The sequence below is a fragment of the Viridibacillus sp. KH_047 genome (assembly GCF_057838945.1).
The window spans coordinates 2,148,547-2,171,931 of record NZ_CM174479.1; the positions used below are offsets into that span (position 1 = coordinate 2,148,547).

General features: G+C 32.5%; 24 protein-coding genes. All 24 read left to right on the top strand.

Features of this window, described 5'->3' with window-relative positions; genetic code table 11:
* The first annotated feature begins 14 nt into the window (after positions 1–14).
* On the top strand, positions 15–623 hold the full coding sequence (locus AC3IS5_RS10745) for a TetR/AcrR family transcriptional regulator (RefSeq protein ID WP_489424402.1): 609 nt from the start codon (positions 15–17) through the stop codon (positions 621–623).
* 536 nt (positions 624–1,159) lie between these two features.
* On the top strand, positions 1,160–1,594 hold the full coding sequence (locus AC3IS5_RS10750) for an IDEAL domain-containing protein (protein WP_489424403.1): 435 nt from the start codon (positions 1,160–1,162) through the stop codon (positions 1,592–1,594).
* A gap of 195 nt (positions 1,595–1,789) precedes the next feature.
* A complete protein-coding gene (locus AC3IS5_RS10755) occupies positions 1,790–2,002 on the top strand; it encodes a hypothetical protein (protein ID WP_489424404.1) in 213 nt (70 codons plus the stop codon).
* Between the two features lie 363 nt (positions 2,003–2,365).
* Positions 2,366–2,749 (top strand): hypothetical protein, encoded by a 384-nt coding sequence (locus AC3IS5_RS10760; RefSeq protein ID WP_489424405.1) that lies wholly within the window; start codon positions 2,366–2,368, stop codon positions 2,747–2,749.
* Between the two features lie 281 nt (positions 2,750–3,030).
* Positions 3,031–4,017 carry a ketoacyl-ACP synthase III gene (locus AC3IS5_RS10765; protein WP_489424406.1) on the top strand — a complete coding sequence of 329 codons (987 nt, stop codon included), beginning with the start codon at positions 3,031–3,033 and terminating at the stop codon, positions 4,015–4,017.
* A gap of 277 nt (positions 4,018–4,294) precedes the next feature.
* Positions 4,295–4,804, top strand: coding sequence for a hypothetical protein (locus AC3IS5_RS10770; protein WP_489424407.1), 510 nt, complete (start codon positions 4,295–4,297; stop codon positions 4,802–4,804).
* Positions 4,805–5,221: 417 nt separating this feature from the next.
* The gene (locus tag AC3IS5_RS10775; RefSeq protein ID WP_489427861.1) at positions 5,222–5,866 is read left to right on the top strand and encodes an alpha/beta hydrolase; all 645 of its coding nucleotides are present in this window, start codon (positions 5,222–5,224) and stop codon (positions 5,864–5,866) included.
* A gap of 100 nt (positions 5,867–5,966) precedes the next feature.
* Positions 5,967–6,191 carry a hypothetical protein gene (locus AC3IS5_RS10780; protein ID WP_489424408.1) on the top strand — a complete coding sequence of 75 codons (225 nt, stop codon included), beginning with the start codon at positions 5,967–5,969 and terminating at the stop codon, positions 6,189–6,191.
* A 153-nt stretch (positions 6,192–6,344) separates the two neighbouring features.
* Positions 6,345–7,040, top strand: a complete 696-nt coding sequence (locus tag AC3IS5_RS10785) for a hypothetical protein (protein WP_489424409.1) — start codon at positions 6,345–6,347, stop codon at positions 7,038–7,040.
* Positions 7,041–7,088: 48 nt separating this feature from the next.
* Entirely contained in the window at positions 7,089–7,301 is a 213-nt protein-coding gene (locus tag AC3IS5_RS10790) for a hypothetical protein (protein WP_489424410.1), read from the top strand.
* A gap of 278 nt (positions 7,302–7,579) precedes the next feature.
* A complete protein-coding gene (locus tag AC3IS5_RS10795; RefSeq protein WP_489424411.1) occupies positions 7,580–9,751 on the top strand; it encodes a hypothetical protein in 2,172 nt (723 codons plus the stop codon).
* A gap of 157 nt (positions 9,752–9,908) precedes the next feature.
* Positions 9,909–10,079 carry a hypothetical protein gene (locus AC3IS5_RS10800; RefSeq protein ID WP_489424412.1) on the top strand — a complete coding sequence of 57 codons (171 nt, stop codon included), beginning with the start codon at positions 9,909–9,911 and terminating at the stop codon, positions 10,077–10,079.
* A gap of 58 nt (positions 10,080–10,137) precedes the next feature.
* Positions 10,138–10,437 carry a hypothetical protein gene (locus AC3IS5_RS10805; RefSeq protein ID WP_489424413.1) on the top strand — a complete coding sequence of 100 codons (300 nt, stop codon included), beginning with the start codon at positions 10,138–10,140 and terminating at the stop codon, positions 10,435–10,437.
* 289 nt (positions 10,438–10,726) lie between these two features.
* Positions 10,727–11,608 (top strand): hypothetical protein, encoded by an 882-nt coding sequence (locus AC3IS5_RS10810; RefSeq protein WP_489424414.1) that lies wholly within the window; start codon positions 10,727–10,729, stop codon positions 11,606–11,608.
* Positions 11,609–11,763: 155 nt separating this feature from the next.
* Positions 11,764–13,134 carry an S-layer homology domain-containing protein gene (locus AC3IS5_RS10815; RefSeq protein ID WP_489424415.1) on the top strand — a complete coding sequence of 457 codons (1,371 nt, stop codon included), beginning with the start codon at positions 11,764–11,766 and terminating at the stop codon, positions 13,132–13,134.
* A gap of 212 nt (positions 13,135–13,346) precedes the next feature.
* Complete coding sequence (locus tag AC3IS5_RS10820; RefSeq protein WP_489424416.1) at positions 13,347–13,793, top strand: hypothetical protein; 447 nt, start codon at positions 13,347–13,349, stop codon at positions 13,791–13,793.
* A gap of 147 nt (positions 13,794–13,940) precedes the next feature.
* Positions 13,941–15,035 (top strand): copper amine oxidase N-terminal domain-containing protein, encoded by a 1,095-nt coding sequence (locus AC3IS5_RS10825; protein WP_489424417.1) that lies wholly within the window; start codon positions 13,941–13,943, stop codon positions 15,033–15,035.
* 1,148 nt (positions 15,036–16,183) lie between these two features.
* Positions 16,184–17,575 (top strand): MBOAT family O-acyltransferase, encoded by a 1,392-nt coding sequence (locus AC3IS5_RS10830; RefSeq protein WP_489424418.1) that lies wholly within the window; start codon positions 16,184–16,186, stop codon positions 17,573–17,575.
* 12 nt (positions 17,576–17,587) lie between these two features.
* Positions 17,588–17,899: a DHHW family protein gene (locus AC3IS5_RS10835; RefSeq protein ID WP_489424419.1), complete on the top strand. Its 312-nt coding sequence runs from the start codon at positions 17,588–17,590 to the stop codon at positions 17,897–17,899.
* 21 nt (positions 17,900–17,920) lie between these two features.
* On the top strand, positions 17,921–18,961 hold the full coding sequence (locus AC3IS5_RS10840; protein ID WP_489424420.1) for a DHHW family protein: 1,041 nt from the start codon (positions 17,921–17,923) through the stop codon (positions 18,959–18,961).
* A gap of 232 nt (positions 18,962–19,193) precedes the next feature.
* A complete protein-coding gene (locus tag AC3IS5_RS10845) occupies positions 19,194–19,613 on the top strand; it encodes a GNAT family N-acetyltransferase (protein ID WP_489424421.1) in 420 nt (139 codons plus the stop codon).
* 19 nt (positions 19,614–19,632) lie between these two features.
* Positions 19,633–20,412 (top strand): GNAT family N-acetyltransferase, encoded by a 780-nt coding sequence (locus tag AC3IS5_RS10850; RefSeq protein ID WP_489424422.1) that lies wholly within the window; start codon positions 19,633–19,635, stop codon positions 20,410–20,412.
* Between the two features lie 797 nt (positions 20,413–21,209).
* Positions 21,210–22,646 carry an NADP-dependent glyceraldehyde-3-phosphate dehydrogenase gene (locus AC3IS5_RS10855; protein ID WP_489424423.1) on the top strand — a complete coding sequence of 479 codons (1,437 nt, stop codon included), beginning with the start codon at positions 21,210–21,212 and terminating at the stop codon, positions 22,644–22,646.
* 341 nt (positions 22,647–22,987) lie between these two features.
* Positions 22,988–23,371, top strand: coding sequence for a hypothetical protein (locus tag AC3IS5_RS10860; RefSeq protein ID WP_489424424.1), 384 nt, complete (start codon positions 22,988–22,990; stop codon positions 23,369–23,371).
* The last annotated feature ends 14 nt before the right edge of the window (positions 23,372–23,385 follow it).

Sequence of the window (23,385 nt, forward strand, 5' to 3'; positions counted from 1 at the left end):
TTACGGAGGTACGTATGAAAAAGAAAGAAGAAGAACGAAAAACACAAATAATGAAAGCAGCCTATAATGTAGTTTCGGAATTAGGTTATGACAACGTCACTCTACAGCATATTGCGGATAATGCTGGCGTATCTAAAGGGGTTGTTCACTATTATTTTAACAGCAAACAAAACATCCTATTGGAATTACTAGAATCAATTACAAACCAAATTTATAGATATGAATTAGAAGCGATTGATCAACACCAAACAGCCTTAGCAAAACTTAGAGCATACTTAAACGCAGTTTTTATTTCACCGCAAAAAAATAGAAAGTTTTACAGTGTTTATTTAGATTTTTTGGCTCAAGCAAATGGTAATGCAGAGTATAAAAGAATAAACATGAACTTTTATGAGAATTGCTGGGGAATTGGGAAAGAAATAATTGAGTTAGGCAAAAAAGAAGGTGTATTTAGCCAGGAGATTGACACGTTTACAAATGCAAAAATGATGAGAGCTCTTATTGATGGATCATTAATTCAATGGTTAACATCCAATGAGGAAGAGCTCCATCAATTCTATAAAGAGTCCTGTATAAATAGCATCTTAAATTTACTACAATATTCGAAGGAAAGAATAGATTGAAAATGCTGTTTTAACAATTGGAAACAGTTGATGGAAACGAATTAAATGATGTTGTTCAAAAGAATATTTCACGATTAATAAGGTCGGAACTTGTTGTACTAAGTTCGGGCCTTTTATTTTTCCCTAAATTCACTTGTCAATGGTATGAAGCTTCAGTGAACTACTAAATACAGATAACTATGCGCATGCTATAGAATATCTAGTTCATCATGCTTCTAAGGCAATTAGACATTAGAACGTTAAATATGATTGAGATTTAAAAATAAAATTGTTGCATGGCGTTAAAGGTACTGTTGAAAAAGCCAATGAAGTTCTATTGGTATTAGAAAAACGTGTAATTGTCTAAAACAAAATACATATGATCATGTTTGCGAGTCGTTTAGAAATTGTTAAATTTACCGAAGTCGTATAAGAAAATCAACTAGATGTTGTCACTCTTTTGGAATACATTATATAAAGTCTGAAAATTCAAATCATTAGATGGGACTTCATCGTGAATTAATATATAAAATCTGATTGGGGAGGCAGAGGATCTTATGGAAGTATTGTGTTATGAACCAAGTAAAATACGTATAAATTCTAGAAAAACACTAATTATGGACTTTTTAGCAGGTGATATTGTGATTGAAATCGATGGTGAATTGTACTTTTTAGAGTCAACCAATGGACAATGCATAGAATTTGATATAAATACAAGTCGCATTGTAAATGACAACTCCATTTATAGGTTCACTAATAATACAGTACTTACCCTCCGAGACCTTGCTGAAAAAAGTAATCTTATCGCGGTTATTAAAACATATACAAGTCGTTTCGTTATGAAATTACAAAAGTTAAATGAACCTCAAATAACACCAGAAACGGAGAAGCTCATTGCTGAAATTGAAAAGAAAAATTTTGAGTGGCTCATTGATTTTGCTTTAGACACGGGAGATAAAGAATTATTTTATAAATTAATAAAAGGACCATAGATTTAACATGGTCGTAGTTATTCAATTAGAAATCTAACCTCATTTAATAATCCCAATATTTTGAATTTCTTACATGAAAGGATATATAATGAATAGAGAGTTTTATATAAGCAATTTTAAAAAATGTATATTGGATTGATGACTATCAAAAGAAAAACTGAGTAATGTAAATTCTTCATTTTTAGGGGTGTATAAATGGGCGAACAAATTAGTATTTTTACCGTAAATAGCTTTTCTGAAGATCCATTATTAAAAAAAATAGAACAGTTACAGGTCGGAGAACAGGTTATGATCCAAAGTTACATGGTGGAGCGTACAAACAAATTTTACGAAATTCAAAATGATGAGGTACATGAGTGCTTTCATACCAAACAAGAATGTTGCAACTATATTGATGAGAACTTATAACAATTTCAACTTAAGATATGTAAATTTTGAAATGGAAGAAACACAGAACGGAGATAACTCCTACTGTGTTTCTTTTTTGTGCTTAGATGCGAAGGGTGCCTAAAAAGGGATTATTCAGGAGATAATCTTAAAAGTCAAAGTTTTATAGCAGCTAAGGCTGAAACAAAGGAACAAACTTTTCGATATTAATTTTCTATATATTCCCTTTTTATCAGATGTATAATTTGGGCAATATATATATAACAGCAATAATCGTTTTTCAATTTGAAGGGTTTTTTACCGCATACATTTCATTTAGAAATACTTACCTCAAATTTGTGAATATGACTGCTAAATAATCATATTGCAGGAAAGGAGACATTAATGGTCAAGAAAATATCTAATTTAGTTTTGTTTTTATTTATATTTGTATTAACTGGTTGTGTGAATGATGAAGCAGCAAAAGAAGAGATCATTTCAGATGAATCATTTGATGTTGAAAATGTTGATTTTTATAAAGGTAAGGCAATGGAGAGCAATCAAGTAATCGTTGAAACAGCAGACATGATGTATAGAGAGAATGCTACAGTTTTCACCTTTCAAAAAGGGGATAGCGGTAAAACGAAATTAAAGAAAACAAAAACTAAAGCAGAATACGACAAGATTAAAATTAGATATGTACTAGAAATAGGAAAAGAAGATTTAAAAGAAATAAGTACGAGGTATAGTGATGTGATTAAAAATACGTTACCGATAGATGATCATTGAAACTGATGTATTTGTGAGTTAATGATTGTTCAGAAGTAATTCCTACATCCCTCAAATAGCGTAATCAACAGGATTCGTTTATACAGAACGAATTCTTTTTTTGTAATTCCGATGAAACTGGGCGTAACTAATGAACCTTCTGCTTTTAGTAGTATTAAACAATAAAAACGGGATAACTATTAAATTAAAACATAAAATGTATATTTATTTGATAATATTTAGTACCAGGTGCTATAAATAAGTGTTAATATGATTAAGATAAACAACTTGGAGGTTTTTTTATGTTTCTATCAAAAGCGAGAATAACAGCTATCGGTTCGTATGTACCTGAACGAACATTAACTAATACAGATTTAGAAAAACTTGTTGAGACAAATGATGATTGGATAGTGCAACGTACAGGAATAAAAGAGCGAAGAATGGCGCGAGAAGATGAGTTTACAAGTGATTTAGCTTATCAGGCTGTTCGAAATCTAATGGAGCGATACGATAAATCTGTCGATGATGTGGATTTGATCATCGTTTGTACGATGACTCCTGATTTCAAAACGCCAAGTGTCGCTTCTACACTGCAGGCGAAGTTAGGCATAAAGAATACAGGTGCTTTTGATTTAAATACAGCATGTTCTGGTTTTACGTATGGATTATACGTAGCTAATGGGATGATTACATCAGGATTAAATAAAAAAGTCTTGGTGGTTGGGTCAGAGACTTTATCTAGAATTACAGATTATACTGATAGAGCTACTTGTATTCTATTTGGAGACGGAGCTGGAGCAGTGCTCTTAGAATATGATGAACAACAACCAAGTTTCATTTCTTCACATATAGGTTCTGAAGGTGAAGGTGGCAAGAGCTTATATTGTTCGAATCTATCAAACATGATGAACGGTGAAGAAATAGTAGACAATGGAAAATTTGTTCAAAATGGGCGAGCTGTTTATAAGTGGGCTGTCACAACAGTACCTAAAGGAATGAGAACGGTATTGCAGAATGCTTCAATGGAATTAAAGGATGTAGATTGGTTCGTCCCTCACAGTGCAAATTTAAGAATGATTGAATCGATATGTGAGAAGAGCGATTTTCCTATTGAGCAAACATTATATAGCTTAGTTGATTTTGGTAATACTTCAGCAGCAACAATACCACTGTCATTAGATCAAGGGGTTCGTGAAGGAAAAGTTAAGAACGGAGATAAGATCTTATTATACGGATTCGGTGGAGGTTTAGCACACGCAGGATTACTTATCAATTGGACAGTTGAATAGAGAAGTTGATACTTATTATAAAAACGTGTGATAGACCAATTTGTGAAGAAATTATACATTATTAAATATACAGGATTAATAACATTTTATATGGAGCTAGATAGATGAGTGCCAGAAGTCGCTCATCTTTTTTTGAATTCATAAGTTTTAATAGAGAAAATTTATTAATGACAATGCATAAGTTACGCCTATTATCGATAAATATAAAATAGCATTCATTTTATTAAATACTTTAAGTTATGCAATCTGAGAAGATGTAGAGAGGTGATTAATACTCATGATTAAGAAGACAATTATTCTACTTTTTTTTATAATGATTATCTTAATATTATTTACTTTTTCAATCAAACCTACTATTAATTTTGATAATAATTACTATGCTCAAAAGATTTCAGATGCACTTGGTACATATATAGAAAGCGATGAGCTAATTGAATCTCTTACAATCAAAAATGGGAAAACCTTTTTCTATTCGGATCCAAACCGTAAATCGGTTGAAATCTTTTACTTTGAAGATGGAATACTTAGTTACAACGGTAAAATGAACTACGAAGTGTGGAAGAGGAAGGACCACGAAGGAGATCCAGTAGAATGGATATATCACGAGCTAGAGGATGGTGAAAGTATTATTTGGGGAGTATCACTAACGGATGATACTATCGAAATAAATAATAAAGTTAAAGTTCAAGATTATATACAATTAGAAAATGGAGTCAACGTCTTTTTCTCTAAAAATAAAGCAGAACTTAATTTACCTATTGAAGTGACATTGAAGAACAAAAATTGATTGGAAAATAACATGTACTGTTCATGCTGCACTATTTATAAATACAACCGAATCGCCTCTTCTTTGTAAAGGGTTCGGTTTAAGAGTACAAACCTAATTAAAGTATTAATTGTAGGTTCAAATCGCATTTGATTTGAACTTTTTATTTTTGTTAATTTAACATGCTTTATTTCCAATTTAAGTATATAATGGAGCGTAAACTGACATATCTGTATCTAAAAGGATTATATTAAACTCAAACATTTCTAAAAATAGATGATCCACTACGAATGTTTTGAACATCCTTTAGCGACTCCAGATAGTGGCTTTCATACAGTCGATTGCTTAACAACTTAGACCTTCCTAGAACCAAAGGATATTTTGGCTCTAATTCAAATATGATTGATCATATACCAAATACATTCGGAGGGGATCATGATGAAAGTAAATAAAAAGAATATACAAACGAACGACAACACAATAAGTTATTCACATATTGAAACGGGGTCCAAAACAATTTGCTTTATGTTTTCAGGTTCAGGATACAATTACGATAAGCCCTTATTTTATTATGCAACTATGATGATGCTTCAAAATAAAATAGATATTGTACATATCCATTACTCCTATAGTGAACATATATTGAAAAAAACTCTTGAGGATTTATCTAAAGTAATGATGGCTGATATAAACCCAGTAATGTTAGACGTTCTAAAAAATGGTCAATACAAGGAAACGATTTTTTTAGGAAAGTCTCTTGGAACAATTCCAATTGCTATTGACATTATGAAAAGAGAAGAATTTTTAAAGTCAAAAATGATTTTACTTACTCCATTGTTAAATTTCGATTTGATTTTTGATTCCATTGAAAGAAGCCAACATCAAGGCTTATTAATTATCGGAGACAAAGATCCTCGTTTCAATTTAGATCAAATTGAAGAATTAAGTAATGCGAGTTTAAAGATAGAGATTGTCCAAAATGCAGATCATTCCTTGGACATCGGAGTATTTGAGACAACTAATTCAATATTAGCTTTATCAGATGTCATGGAAAAACTTCAGGAAGCAATAAATGGGATCTGAAATAATTTAAATGATAACCCATTTAGGTGTTGGTGGAATTGAATAGGATAAAGTAGATTTATATTCAAAAAGAAGCAGGAAAAAGCTGGGAGGTTTATTAGTGGCTGATATTATAATTACATTTATTCTAATGATTCCTATATACGGTTTATTAATTTGGAGTTATTTTGAACCTGAGGAAAGTATTTTATGGGGAAAAAGATGGATGTACAAAGAAGAACCCGAACTAACTAGCGGAGTAATTCGCTACACAAAAATAGCATCATTGGTAGCTATAATATTTATGACAGTTATGTTCGTCGTTCTAATAGCTATTAGTATTTAGTGATGTATAAGAAGTTGATGAAACTTTATGAATGGAGTTAATCGGTTTTCAATCCACTTTAAAGAGCCTTTCTACTATTAAAATGTAGATGGGCTCTTATCTTTCATTCATTTTTGAAAAAAAGTTCCCTCAAAAACTGAAAGGAGTGAGTTAATGAAGAAATGGATGATGCTCAGTTTAATAATTATTGTATTAGCAGGCTGTCAATCAGCATTAATGGGTGGCGGTCATGCAATCATCGAGTGGGTGAATTTTATCAAATGGAACGGTAAGGATTTTAATAGCATTGATTCAGGTGTATTGGCAGATAATCTATATTTAGGCGAAAAAGTCGGTACGGTTAATTTCAAAGTGGCAGACAACGTCACAAATCCTTCATACAAAACAAAAGATGGTGATGCAGCTTTCTATGAAAAAGGAACAGAAATATTTTCCATTAAAGGTGATAACGATTTATTAGCTGTAAAGAACGAGAATTCTATAAATGGTTATCAACTCTTTTATTCAACCGAAAGTACAGAGTATAAATGGCATTTTAAACATATGCCTTTAGATGAAGTTAAGAAAATAGAAATTTATACACAAGTAAATAATAAACGGATAGCTGAAATAGTAGATAACGTGGACATAGAGGATTTTCTTGGAATCTTAAATACGAGTAAGGAAGATAAAGATTTTGTCCCAAATACTAATAGCAGAGATCCGATATCTTACGCAATGGTTTTTTACACGGATGGTCCCATTGCTTATAACTTTAACATGCAATTTGATGGCAATACATATTTTTGGTACCCATGGGATGCTTGTATTTTATCAGATGATATAAAAGAATTTTTTCCGAAAAATTAGTGGAGTTATTAATCAATATTAGGCTTATTGATTGATGGTTCTTAGTACTTGAATGAAATAGAGATTTACTTGTACTCAGAACCTTTCAAGAAGGTGTTAGCAGAGAAGGACCTACCAACTGCCGATCACATTAAGTATGTAAATGCTGAAGATGGTATCGGTGCATTGCTATCTCCGAAGAGCCAAAACATATTGAAGGATTCTACTTTTGAATCAACCGATTGGAAGAAAGCGAAAATATTTTCAGCAAATTTACTATAGTTTAAAAGAGATGATAGTGGGTTCAAAACCATTTTCCATCTCTTTTTTTGTATTAATCTATCTATCTATGTCACATTTATAGGTCTTTTGATATGTGAAATTTTCATATTACTTTTACGTTGTAGTTTTAATTAAATCAAAAGTTCTAAATATTTTATAAAGTAATGTAAAATAAACTTGAATATAGTACATATTTAATGGATAATATAAATGCGATAACCAAAACTGGGTTAAATTGGTTTTGAGGGACTTAAAAACACTAAATGGAGCGTGATAAAGTGGGTAAACATAATTTGAAATTTGTAAAACCATTATCATCAGCAATACTAGGAGTAGCAGTATTAACAAGTACTATGGCAGTGCAGACCGATACTGCAGAAGCAGCAAGTTCTTCAATTTACAAAGTAAGTAAAGGAAAATTAATCTCAAAAAACACTGGAAAAATCATCAAAGGTACTAAAACCTACAAAGGTAAAGTTTATAAAGATGGTAAGTTGTTAAATGGTTTAAAATCAGGGGTATTTTACAAAAATGGTAAAAAGGCTACTGGGACTTACAAAGGTAAATACTACTCAAAAGGTAAATTATTTACGGGCTTAAAAGCTGGTATTTACTTTAAGGCTGGCGCTAAAGCAACTGGGACTTACAAAGGTAAATATTATTCTAAAGGTAAAGTTTTTACGGGCTTAAAAGGCGGCGTTTATTACAAGAATGGTGTGAGCGGGACAGGTGTTTATAATGGGAATTACTACGAAAACGGTAATCTATTTACGGGGCTACAAATCAATACTGGTTATCTATACATCAATGGCGTTTTAAATACGGGCCTTAGACTGTTCAATGGCAATTTATACAAAGGTGCAATTCTTAATGATGGAGTAATTCAATACGATGGTAAGTGGTATAAAGGATCATCTCTTGCATCAGGAACAATTACAACTCCAGACGGAAAGACAATTACAGTTGACGGTGGTGTAGAAAAACCTTCAAGTGGTAATGGTTCAGGTGGTGGATATCAATCTCCGCTTTCAATAGCAATTAACCAAGCTATCAATGCTTTAGGAGCACTTAGTTACTCAAACACTGATTCTATTGATAGTCTAAAAAAATTAGATGATGCAAAATCACAATATGATAAGGCAGACAAAGCAGTAAAAGAAGCTCTCAATAAGGGCGCAGTAGAAGGAAACTTTGGATCGATTTTTTCGAAATTAGAAGCGCAAAAATCTGAAATTTATCGTTATGAAAAGGTATTAGAAGATGAAAAACAAGCAGGAATAGATGCAGCAAAAGCAAAAGAAGTGTCTGATTTAATTACAGCTTTGGATGAATCGTTGGAAACTTACAGAGCTGACGTAAAAGCGGCTCGAGCAGCTTATAATGATTTATCCAAAACACAACAAGGTTTAGTATCGAATATTGGAAGTCTTGTAGCTGCTGAAAGAGCCATTGCAGAAGCGGAGAAAACAGAAGAAGATGTTGCAAAAGCGCAAGAAGTATCAGACTTAATAGCGGCTTTAGATAAAGATTCAGAAACATACAAGGCAGATGTAGGCACTGCTCGAACAGCTTATGATGGTTTAACAGATACGCAAAAAGCATTAATAGAAGATATTTCTAAACTTGAAGCAGCCGAACAAGCATTAGAAGATGCAGAAGCAGCAGAGAATGTATCTAATCAAATTGAAACTTTAAACGAGGACTCTACAGAGGAAGAAATTAACCAAGCTCGAATAGCTTATGATACTTTAACAGACGTACAAAAAGATTTAGTTACGAATCTTGCTAAACTTGAAGCAGCTGAAAAGGCTTTAAAGGATGAAAAACAAGAAGCAATTGATAAAGAAGAAGCGCAAAAGGTAATAGATTTAATAGATGATTTAAACAATAACCTAACTGAAGATAAAATAGGTGAAGCTCTAACAGCTTATAAATCTTTAACATTAGATCAACAAAAACTGGTAACAAATTATGATAATTTGGTAATAGCGGAAAAGGGTTTTTCCATTACTTTGGAAAAAGCAACAAGAGAAGTGGAAAATGCAGAAAAAGCACCTAACAATAAAAAACAAGGTGCAATAGAGACTGCACAACTTAGAATAGCAGCTATACCGGATGGTGTATTAAAAAATAATTTACAAGCTAGATTAGATAAAGTTAAAGTAGCTCTAGATGCTTCTGAATTATCAACACCTGGTTATTCTTATAAAACAAATTCTTATAAAACAATATCGGGATTAGTATCTGTAACAGGGAAAATGGGTTCGACTGTAGAATGGAAATTTAATGGTCAAACTATAAAACCAGACAAGGGTGAAATCACAAAAGATGTTCAAGTAGGTAACACTCTTGAAGCAACTATAACAAATAATGGTCACACTACTTCCGTGATTTTTACTGCAAAAAAATCTGGTATTTTCGGTCTTGGACCAATTAAATTCTACAAGTAAAATAGCGAAGTAAGAGAGAGTTAATCCTCCTTCGTATTTTAAATATATACTCTGGTATTAAGACTATGGAGAGGAAAAAATCCTCTCCTTTTCTTTTGGACATTGTTATGGAAAGGGGTTAGATTGTCAACAGAAAATAGATTAAGGTGGTGCAATTATGTTTACACAACCAGCAACAATTATTAAGCACGAAACTATAGATGCTGCCATCCTATTCCAAGAAGCTGGATATATTGTAGTTTCAGACGAGCAGTATGAAAACAGTAGAATCGCTACCTCGATTAATGCCCCTATAGAAAAGATAGTTAATACCCAAATATTTAAGTGATAGTAATTTCTTATTTATATCTATTGACGATAAAAACATGCTTCATATTGGGGCGATAATGAAAGGCTCTGAAAAAGTATACGGTGAATTACTAGTTGACGTTCTTCCAGAATTAAATAAATTAGTTGTCACTTCTTTTGGTAGTCGATTCACAGTCAGCTTTAACGATAAGGAAGTTTATAAATTTGAATCTTCTTTGTTTTCAAGTAGACATGTTCGCATCTATCTTGAAAAGGATGAAATAATCTTTTATTGCTTAATAGAAGAACCCCAATCAATAGGTTGGGGAACAAATACAGAAGCTGAAGTGAAACGTATCAAAATAGGCGGACAATACTTTGATGAGGGACTTACCTAGAAGTTTGAGTTCTCTACCGACATCTTCCAAACTGTTCAAACTGTTTATGTTAAAACCATTTTAAAGACAGCAAGGGATCAAGTACCAATCATAAGAGAGATAGAATTACCTTATTGTCATGAATCTATTTCTTAATAAAAAAGAGCAGAAGCCGTAAATTTGGCTCTGCTCTTCTTTTTGTTTTATGTAACGGCAGGACAATAGAACTAAAAATAGCTTGTTAAAGTAGTTTAATATTGCTACTATTTAACAGTGTTGATTATAAAATGAAAGAGGGATAAAGAATTATATGAAAAATTCAATGAAATTTGTCTTAGCTATGATTGTATTCATGGTTACAATTACCGTAGGTTCTCATGTTAGCTTTGCTAATAGCTACGAGCCCGACTTTGATGATCTTGATCCAGCTATAACTATTAAGTTCAGTACAAAAAAACTAACGAATAAACCTATTAAAGTTACGATTGATACATCTAAATATAAAGATGGTAACCATTATATCTATCATCCTGCGACGAAAAGGCTTATTGAATCTAATAAAGTCACGCTTGATGTAACTAAGAATGGTTGGTATTCCTATGTAACTGTGGATACAGACCTGGATGGAGAAATTTTAGCTTATGGATCTAATATTCTGTTTGAAGTTCGTAACATAGATATGACAAAGCCGAAAATTAAAGTACTAAAGCCTACTTTAGAGTTTGGCACAGGTAAATACCGATTAAATTTTGGAATTACTGATTACGGTTCCGGTATAAAGACAATTACTCGTCAAAATTCTTATAACACTTCATATACATCAGAAGAAGCGGTTACAGGTGTGGATTCATCAATTGTTATTAATAGAAATGGTCGATACAAAGTGACAGCAACAGACTTTGCAGGGAATAAAACGGTAAAGTATATTACTGTAAATGATCTTAAAAAAGCACCACTAAAAGTTAATACATTTACGTCAAAAAATAATTACATCACAGGAAAATCAATGAAAAATACATGGGTTTCTATTTACAATTCAAATAGTAGATTAGCCAAAGTTAAAACTGATAGTAATGGTAAGTTTAAAGCAAGTGTTGGAAAACAAAAAGCAGGTACAAAACTGTATGTATGGACTTGGCATATTCCGGAAAAGTATGTGAGTGCTAGTAAATTTATAACTGTTAAAAGATAATGAAAAAAGAGCAGGAGCCGTTAAATTTGGCTCTGCTCTTCTTTTTGTTTTAAGTAATAACAGGTCAATAGAACTAAAAAGCTTGTTAATAGAGCTTATTGTTGCTAATATTTAACAGTATTGATTATTAAGTGAAAGAGGGATAAAAAAACTATATGAAAAATTCAATGAAAAAAGTTTTACTAGCAAGTATATTTTTAGCGTCAGGAGTTATGGCAAGTTCTACAACAGCTTCAGCAGCTAAACCTTTTACAGATTTAGGAAGTAGTCCCTCGTACTCTAAGGCAGTTAAACACCTGAACAATCTTAATGCTTATGATTACAAAACTGGAAAGCAACTAAAAGGTAATACCGTTGTAACTCGCGGTGAAGCAAGTAAAGTTTTATACAATTTGCAGAAGAAAAAGCTTAAGAAAGTTCGTACTTACAAAAAAAATTTTAAAGACATTAGTAAAAACAAATATTCAAAAGAAATAATTTGGGCTTATGAAGTAGGGATTTTCGACGCAAACAATGCTAAAAAATTCAACCCAACAAGTGCTATGACTAAAGCTCAAATGGCTAAAACTCTAGTTAGCACCTTTAAGTTAAAAAAGGGTAAAAAGGCTTCTAGCTTTAAAGATGTTAAGTCTAGCCACTCGGCTTTTAAAGATATAAGCATTCTAGCTAGTAATGGTGTTGTAGTTAAGAATAGTAAAGGAAATTACCAGCCTAACAATAAAGTAACGCTTAATCAATTATCAAGTTCTATCTATAGTATTATGAAGCTTAAGAAAAATACTTCTACTACTGTTGGTAAGGACTTCAAGACTCTTGATGACTTAAAGAAGATTGCAAAGACTTTATATAATGATCCTGCTTATGAGCCTAAGCCCGTAACAGTTTATACAGCTACAGATTTATTTGATAAGTTCATTAACTATTATGGTGTCACATCTGACTTCAGTGAGATCGCAGCCGGCTATAGTTTTTATGGACGTCAAATAAATATATATACTGAAAAAGAGTCAACTGGTGTTTATAAGACTACCTTAAACATTACTAACGATCGTGAAAAAGATGAAGAGCTAGCTTGGAAAAAAGGCATGGATAGAGCTGAGAAATACATTAAAGCAAACTACAAGTTGGCAACAGATTATGATGTTGTATTTGCTATTAACGACTTCGTTATAAATACTCTTGAGTATGGCGAGTGGCCAGAAGATGATAACCCATATGTAACAGCTCGACCTGGTGTAAGTACTTGTACTGGCTATACAGACTTTGTATCTGAATTACATAAAAGGTTCGGTCTAGAGTCTAGATTAGCAAGTGGGGATGTACACACATGGAATATTGTAAAAGTTGGTGGTAAGTGGTATCACACAGATTCAACATTTAATGATGGTTCAAAAACAAGAACAGACTATCTTTTAATGACAGAAGCTGAAAGAGCTGCAGCAGATATTCACCAGATAGATACAAAGTTCAAAGCTACTAACGTGAAGTTTGATCCAAGTATGGCTTTGCCTTACAAAGTTAAGTAACATAGAAATCTAGTTAAAAGCACAATGTATATAAAAATATTCAAAATGTGTTCAGCGAGTTTGAATTTTTACTTGCATCATAAAAAAATAAATCACCTAAAGGAAACCTCTTATAATAAGGTTCTAAAGCATACAGCCTAATGTATTTTATCTTTTGAGATTGGTAATAATGCTGATAGAGTCTAAATAATAATTAGGTGGAGGAACAAAATGTGGAGATTCGGCAACTTGAAAATCTAGGTATATTTAATGTGTTATCTTATGACGATATCAAATTTTATTACAACAAAGAACTACTTCAAAATAACATTCTGATACGTGAATTGATAATATTTGAAGATGAAGACGGAGAAGAGCTATCGCACATATGTAGTATTATTGAATTACTCTGTTACAACAAGGATGATGATGCTGCAATGTATCAGCTCTTTACAGACATACGCTTAGGTAACTTACATAGCGTTAATTACGTAAAAACCATTTATGATATTTTTACAGCTCGTTCTTCAATGGATGACTTTTTAAGTTCTGTAGGATACTTATCAACTTCATCAACATCTACAGATATACAGAAAACTCTTGGAGCAAAACGTGACTTATTCAATTACATCCGAGATGAATTTAAAATTGTTAGAGAAGTTGAAGATTATAGCGCGTAAGAAAAGGTACTCTCCGAAATAATAGGGGAGTACCTTTTAGTATGAGTAGAGGATCTAAAAGTGAATGGATAGTATTGAAAAATATGGATACTCTTCATAAGGTGGACTATAATGAATTATATGGAATGCAATAGGAGGGTAAACAATATGAATGGTTCAAGTAAGGTATTAAGCTCGGTATTACTTAGCGGAGTGTTATTAGTGGCTGGTTTGACAAATCCAGTTGAATTTAATTCGAAACAAACCAAAGCTGCCGATAATCATAGCAACATCACGATGGTTTCTGCGAGTAAGTTAGTTAAGTATAAGTTGAGTATCAATGGTAAAGATGTATCCTATTATAAAAGCTCTATTAGAATATCCCCTAATTATTTATTACCTGCAAATCGCATTATTAGACTCTTAGGCGGAACGACCACTTTTAATAGCAAAACCAAAGTGTTAACTATTAAAAGGGGGCGTATCACTTCTACAATCAAACAAGGATCTAAAGTGGCTACTGTAAATGGCAAAAAAATAACGCTATCGACAAATGCTCAAGTAATTAATGATGTATTCATGATTCCACAAGATTTAATGGCCAAAGCTACAGGCACAAAAATTTCTATATCAACAAATGCAAAGACTATTGAAATCACTCAGGCTTCACCAATAACCCCATCTCGTATCAAGACTAAGTATCAAGGTCATACGTATGGTGCTGACAACCAATACCAGTATGATAAAACAATGGCTTATGTTAATAATTACTTCAAAAACTACAAATCTACATTTGTATTTGGTTATGATTATGGTGAAGAAGCATATGAGGATTACTTTAAAAAAGGGGTAAAAGTACCACCAGAATGGGATCGTCATGATTATTATTATCGTGGCTTGGATTTAGCTGAACGTTGGGGAAAAGATTTAAAAAAGAATAAAGTACCTTACTCTCAGATTGAGAAACTAGCTGAGGTTGAGAGTAAAGCTAGAGATTTTTTAAATGACCAACCAATGTTAAGTTGGGATGATGCATACGACGTATACTCGGCATACCACTTCTTTTACAAACGTAAAGGTGATTCGGATTCTTATGCACTTGCACAACAAATTGTATTTGATATGAATGGTTATAAAACTAGGATATTATCTACACCGCCGTTATCATGGTTAGAAGTGCAAATAAACGGAAAATGGTATATTCAATACGATGAATATTGGGGTGCCACATGGAAACTTTCTTCTTCCTCAGGGATTCAATAGTAGTTTGTTCCATGAATTCTTTTGCGATAGAAGTTGCATCCAGCGAGATATAAGTTATATTTCTATGAACAAGACAATTTAATTACAATGCTCTCCAAAAATATTTTTGGAGGGTATTATTTATTTTAATCAAAATGTAAAAGGAATTCTGACCTATCGAAAAAAACATCTAACTCTAACTTCATAATAGGGAATTTAATTGCAAGGCAGTTCCCATACAGTGAATCCATTGAAATTTACCGTGCACTTGTCAGAAATACAGTGAATTATATGGAAAAGGCTTTAAAATTAACATCCACTAGCAAATAGAGGAGAGTTGAAAAGGGACTTTTTATACTTGTTTTACTTCTCTTTTTTTCATATGACTTTACTAAAATGAGAAAACAAAAGGATCGGATTATCGAACAAAATGATGAGATGATTCAGTTAATCAAAAAAAGAAAAGAAGAGGAATAAAAGCTATTTTGCTTAGGGAGGGATATCATTGGTGATTGAAGCTTTAACGGGCCAACTTTCAGTAGTGATCACGCTAGCTTTTGGCGTATTGTTAATTGTTCTATATCCACTAATACATAAATAGAACAGATACTTTGCTTGGTTTAGTTTTATAATGGGAATTGTAGTTTTACTCCTATTATTATGGTTTACATTTGGAAATGAAGTTATTAGAAACCAAATACTAAAGTATGGACTACATTAAATATGTGCTTCAACTTAAGATATACATTACTTAACAGTGATCTCAAATATGAACATACTTTTCACATTGAATAAAAACAACAATGATTTAAGACCTGAATTTAGTATTTATGTCTTTTTAACTGTGTTCGTAGTTATTGTTTCCATTCCACTTTATGTTAATTTGGGGTTGGGTATTTAAAATCTTCATTTGCTTAAGTATTTTAATAAATTTCTATGTAATTCGAATTAATAGTTTGTTTGTCATTTAGATTTAAACATATCTAATTTTTTATAGTACCATTGATTAAATTTACCAGGAGAACACATCATAACAAGCCACATACAATTCTATATTTGCTTTCAAAAGAACCCTATCAATCATTAGGGTTCTTTTTTTTATGAGCACGTCTAGCTTGTAACATTGGCGTCACAAAGGATTATTACTATGTAAACGAAAGGAGGATACGATGGTTTTTTCAAGTCTTTTGTTCATTTATTTGTTTCTACCAATCAGCATAATACTGTACTACTCAGTGAAAAATAGAAAGTTTAGAAACATCATTTTGTTAATAACCTCATTATGTTTTTATGCTTGGGGTGAACCAGTTTGGATTGTCCTATTACTTTTTAGTAGTAGTATTGATTATTGTCATGGATTGTATATTAAAAGATTTCATGGAACGAAGTGGGCCAAATACGGTGTTATTTCTTCGATAATATTAAATCTTTCTTTGTTAATTGCATTTAAGTATAGTGCTTTTATCTATGAAAATGTCAATCTTATTTTTAATACGTCATTCCAAATTCCCAATATTACATTCCCAATTGGTATATCTTTTTATACCTTCCAAACAATCTCTTATACAGTAGATGTGTATCGAGGAAAGGTACAGGCACAAAGAAAGTTCTCAACTTTCCTTTTGTATGTGTCATTATTTCCACAGCTAGTGGCAGGACCGATCGTTAGATATTCGGATATTGCTATACAGATAGAGAATCGAACTACAAATATTAGCCAAATAAGTGATGGTGTGAATCGATTCGTAATTGGATTAGGAAAAAAAGTATTGTTAGCTAATACAGCCGGTAATTTTGCCACGATGTTTATGGAGCGTTCTTCAGAAAGCTTAACCGTAACAGAAGCATGGTTTGGTATTCTGATGTTTACGCTGCAAATTTACTTTGATTTTTCTGGATACTCGGATATGGCTATAGGATTAGGGAAAATATTTGGCTTCGAATATAAAGAGAATTTCAACTTTCCATATGTTTCACGATCTGCTTCAGAATTTTGGAGACGATGGCATATATCTTTAGGTAGCTTCTTTCGAGACTATGTGTACATCCCACTTGGCGGAAACCGAAAGAATGAATTTTTAAATCTGATGATTGTATGGTTTCTAACTGGAATTTGGCATGGTGCTAGCTGGAATTTTATTGTTTGGGGACTGTATTTTGGGATTTTAATTTACTTAGAGAAAAAAATACTAGGAAAAATTTTAGAGAAACTGCCAAGAATTGTTTCACACTGCTATTTGCTAGTGGTTGTGATTATAGGCTGGACCTTCTTCTACTTTACGAATATGAATGAAGCTTTTGCTTATTTAAAAGTTCTCTTTGGTTTTGCTAATCAAAGCTTCGCTAGTACTGAGTTAAATATTATTATAACTAATAATATTTTCTGGATAGTGACTGCTATTTTATTATGTACACCACTTATTAAAGTCATTAGGGAGAAAGTTTGTAAAGGTGCTATGTATAAAGGTTGCTTAATTATTGGAAATATTATGATTCTAATCCTATGTACATCTGTTCTGGTTAGCGAAAGTTATAATCCATTTCTATATTTTAGATTTTAAGGAGAGTAATGAATGAAAAAAGGTAATATATCCGAGATAATTCATATCGGTTGTATGGTTGGAATTGTAATAGTGGGCTTTACATTATTCATTCTATTACCAAAAGACCACATTTCTGAAAATGAAAAAAGGCAATTAACAACCTTTCCTACTTTTTCAGCGGAAAACTTTCTAAATAAAAGTTATTCCAAACAAATAGATTTATATGTGAATGATGCCTTTCCGTTTCGTGAGCAGCTTATGGAGTTGAATTCCATCTATAGTAATGCAAAAGGAATACGATCAGGAGAAGATGAGATACAAATATACAATATACAGAAGTAAATATAAGGAGAGTTAACTACAATGAAAAGAAATTTGATAGTTTCAGCAATGGCGACCTTACTAATTGCAGGGTGTGCTTCTACAGGTATAGAAAAAGAAAGTGTGAGTTCTGTAAAGGAAGAAGAAAGTGTAAGTTCTAAAAATGGAGGAAAACAGGAAGAAGTTTCAGAGAATACAATTGCTGAAAAATCAGGTTCCATTATTACACTTGGAGATAGAGCAGTAGAAATTTTCTATGGAAATGAAGATAACGCTAAGCGATATGCAAATGCCATATCAAGTGCGAAACAAGCTTTGGGAGATCAAGTTGAAGTGTATAATATGGTTGTTCCATCGAGTGTAGAGTTTGCACTGCCGAAAAAATATCAAAATATGTCCAAGTCGCAAAAACCTGTAATTGATAAAATTTATGATAGTCTTGATAGTAAAGTTAAGACTGTAGATGCTTATAATGCATTAGAAAAGCATAACAATGAGTATATTTATTTTAATACGGACCATCACTGGACATCATTAGGTGCTTATTATGCCTATGAACAATTTGCAAAAGAAGCAGGCTTTCAAGCTAACTCATTAAATGAATACAAAAAATATTCTAAGAAAGATTTCTTAGGTACTCTATATACACAAACTCAGGATACTAAGTTAAAAGAAAATGCAGATGTTGTTGATTATTACAAAATTCCAGTTGATTACGATGTATTACGATATGAAAAAGGGAAAGAAGATACACCCGTTTCTTCAACGTTATATGCTGATTATGTAGATGGTGTAAATGCTTACTCTCTATTTTTACATGGAGATTTTCCAATGATTAAAATTCAAAATAATGATAGTAATAATGGGAAGAAGCTAGTCGTTGTAAAAGAGTCTTATGGAAATGCTTTTGTCCCATTCTTAATACCTCATTATGACGAAATATATGTAGTAGATTCTAGATATTACAATAATAGTTTGACGAAATTAGTTAATGAACAAGGAGTAAAAGAAGTATTATTTATCAATAATATATTTGCAGCTAATACAGAGAAGATTGTAAAAACAATTGAAGAAATACAGTGAAAAACAGAAGCCTAGTCGAATTGATTAGGCTTCTGTTTTATGTGATTTGTTTTAAATTGGATTAACCCAATTTAAAGGAGATTAATATCATACTGAGCTGAGCCGTAAGTGAATGAGTTCTTTGTAAAGATTACTCAATATTAGATTCAGATGGATAAATTTGTTATAATCATTATAATGCAATATTTAATATTCATAATGCGTTACATACAAGTCTACAAGGGGGCAATCTATGATGGTTACAATTAGCGATGATTTTCAATTGAATAATATTGCTAGAATGAAAGAAATCTATCAATCTGTTGGATGGAAAAAGCATAGCGAAAAAGTTATTGAACAAATATATTCATCGAGTAATCATACCGTCTTTGCATTTATTAACGGGGAACTTGTGGGATTTGCAAGAGCGATTTCAGATGGTGTATTTAATGCAGCTATTTATGATGTAATTGTTCACCCAGATTTTCAAGGCCAGGGTATTGCGAAAATGATTGTAGATGAGCTATTAGTTCAATTAAAAAGTATTTCCTGTATTCATATGATTTCAACTTCAGGAAATGAGGGATTCTACAAAAAATGTGGTTTTAGAAAGTTAAAAACAGGTATGGCTAGATACTTGGATATTCATTTAACTGAAGAGTATCTTACATAGTTAGAAAAGGAGCGCGATCATGGATAAAAATGAACTAATATCACTATTCCACAAAGAACTTAGACAAGAAGCTCAAACACAAAGTTATTTAAGAGAGGAAACAGAGCATGTAGTGCGCCACATTTCACAGTTTGGTGAATCAGGGTTCATAGTCGCATCTGATGTAAATGAAGATAATGCAAGAACAATCATAAAGCAGGAGTTAGACTATTTTAATAACCTAGGACAAGATTTTGAGTGGAAGGTATATAGCTATGATAAGCCTGATAGTTTGAAAGATATTCTTGAACAAGAAGGTTTTAGAGTAGATGCAGCAGAAGCTCTTATGGTGATGAAGCTAGATGATCAGCATCACTTGCTAAAAAACAATCAACATTTTGATTTAAAGGAAATAACGGATGAAAAAGGTATTCAAGATATCGTTGATCTAGAAGATGCCATCATGAATGAACCGCATGCTGAGCTAGGGAAACGGCTTTGGAGAGATAAACAGAATAACCCTGGATCCTTATATCTGTATGGGATATATGAAGATGATAAGCTTGTAAGTGCCGCATGGATGTACATAGAGGCCAACTCCTCGTTTGCAAGCTTATGGGGAGGTTCGACGCTACCTATGTATAGAGGAAAAGGATACTATACAACTCTGCTAGCTGCTCGCGCAAAAAAGGCATATGAAAAAGGGCATCCTTTCCTTACTGTTGATGCCAGTCCAATGAGTAAGCCAATCCTTGAAAAGTGTGGTTTTTATTGTCTCGCATACTCTTATGGTTGTCAATCGCCTTCTAGTAAATTGTAGAACCTCCTCTCAAAATCACGAGCGTGTTTAGTGTATAAGAAATATAAGGGTGGTACATAATTTATTTATCTCCTATGTATCACCTTTTATTATTTATTACTATATGGGTATTGATAACATAAGCTAGGCTAACTTCGAAATGTAGAAATGTGTATGGGCAATAAACCGCATCAACATGTAGTAGGCCAGCATATAATAATTGTCATCGTCCTTTATATTCACAGTCATTAGCTTTGTAAACAGGATTAGAGGCAAAGACATCAGTTTTCTTAGATCATCCCTACTGGCTGTCCTTCTCTAAAATGACTTCACTTATTCGATAGGGACTTGCATATGTAAATGATTTTAGAATAATCAAAAGGAATTTATGAATAATTCGAGAATTATAAGCATATAAGGTATAGATTATTTGGAGGGGATATTCATCAATAAAAGAGTCAGAGTAATGATTAGTTTAATTAGTTGCCTGATTTTATGTGTTTTTGGGGTATATAGTTTAATAACTGCAAGTGCATCTGTAATTCCAGCTGTCTTGTTTACAATTGGTGGTTTTATTGGATTTATAGATGCAATTTATGAATTCAAAAATTATTATATTGCATGAATGGTTTGAAGTGAAATATGAATGAATTTTAAGAAGAAAACACTGTACCTTGATATTAACTAATATCAAGGTACGGTGTTTTTTTACTTATTCAATAAAAAAGCATATTGAAGGATTAAATGACGAAATTATAAGTATGACAAATGAAAACAAGTAAATAATAGTAAAACATCGGATTATTGGAGGAGACATCATGGCTAAAAATTATCAATTTTATATAGATGGAGAATGGCGTGACAGTCGATCAAGTGAAAGTATAAGTATTTTGTCGCCATATTTACGTGAGGAAATTGGACGCGTTCAAGCTATTTCTCAGGTCGAAGTAGATGAAGCAATAAACGGCGCAAAGATAGCCCAAAAAGAATGGGCACAACTTTCTGTACGCGCTCGTGGTGAATATCTATATAGATGGGTAGATGAATTACTTGCAATGAAAAACGAAATTGCTCAATCTATCATGGAAGAAGTAGGGAAAACATTTAATGATGCGGTAAAAGAAGTGGAACGTACTGCAGATTTTATTCAATACACAATAGAAGAAGCTACACATATGCATGGGGAAAGTATGTTGGGTGAAAATTTTCCGGGTGGCAATCGCTCTAAAATTGCGATGTCTAATCGTGTCCCACTTGGAGTCATTCTTGCCATTTCACCATTTAACTATCCCGTGAACTTATCAGCTGCAAAAATTGCACCCTCTCTAATTGTTGGAAATGTAGTTATTTTCAAGCCAGCAACTCAAGGTGCAATTAGTGGTGTCAAAATGATTGAAGCTCTTCACAAAGCAGGCTTACCAAAAGGCGTTCTTAACCTTGTAACTGGACGTGGATCTGTTATAGGTGACTACCTTGTTGAGCATCCTGATATTGATATGATCTCATTCACCGGAGGAACAGTAACAGGACAACATATTGCAAAAATTTCAAACATGATTCCACTTGTAATGGAGCTTGGAGGAAAAGACCCAGCTATCGTACGTGAAGATGCTGATCTAGCTTTTACTTCGAAACAAATTATTTCAGGAGCATTTTCATATTCAGGGCAACGTTGTACAGCAATTAAACGTGTCCTAGTAAACGAAACTGTTGCTGATGAATTAGTATCATTATTAAAAGAAGAAATAGAAGCCTTAACTGTAGGTTCTCCTGAAGAAAATAATATTATTGTACCGTTAATCGATGATAAATCTGCAGATTTTGTACAAGGTTTAATTGATGATGCATTAGCAAAAGAAGCCACATTAGTTGTGGGAAACAAACGTGAAGGGAATCTCATTTACCCGACCTTACTAGACGATGTTACAACAGATATGAGAATTGCTTGGGAAGAACCGTTTGGCCCCGTACTTCCTATTATTCGAGTGAAATCAGATAAAGAAGCCATTACACTAGCCAATGCATCAAAATTTGGTTTACAAGCAAGTATATTTACAAAAGATATAAATAAAGCATTTACTATAGCACCTCAAATTGACGCAGGTTCTGTACAGATAAATGGAAGAACAGAACGTGGACCTGACCACTTCCCATTCATAGGAATCAAAGGTTCCGGAATGGGAACACAAGGTGTAAGACGGAGTATAGAGGCAATGACTCGTGAAAAAGTTACGATTATTAATATTTATGAATAAGGAAGAATAAAACTTAAAAAGAGCCATCAACGAATTTACTGGTTGATGGCTTTTATTTATAATCTGATTTGTTCAAGTAGTTAAATGCATAGAATATGGTAGAGTTAGTTTGCGATTGATCTTCCTTAACTATTAAAAAGTACAAAAACATAGTCAATATAGAAGAATGCGAAGAATATATAGTTAAGTACATATTATTGAAGAGTTACAGTAAAAAGAAAAATCTGAAGCCTATATTGTACGGCCAGGTAAAGGTTGGTAGAAATTAAATGATAACAATAAGCATTTTTGAAAGTGGTTCATTATATTAATTAGTATCTTTCAAAAAGGAGGAGTTAAGCGTGGAAAGACCAATTGGAGTTACATTGATTAGTTTTTTCTATATTTTTGGAGCGGTTGTTTTACTTCTCACCTCTATTTTTTATAATCATGAACCGAACGGTATAGGAAATGCTGATAGGTTCGGAATCCCAAATGCGCCTGAGCGATTAGTGCGGGTGATACTTGCATTGGCAACCTTTGTAATGGTCTATGGGTATGCGAATTTGAAAAAATGGGGATTTTGGTCAATGATTGTTTACTCTATTCTTTTTGGATTGTTAAGTATGACCTTAATGACCGCTCAAAACATACAACCTTTTTTAGGCAATATGATTTGGTCATTGATTATCTTGGTTTATTCAATTTGCATAAAAGCTGCTTTTTTTAAGAGCAATGAAGTTTAGTGAACAAAATAAAC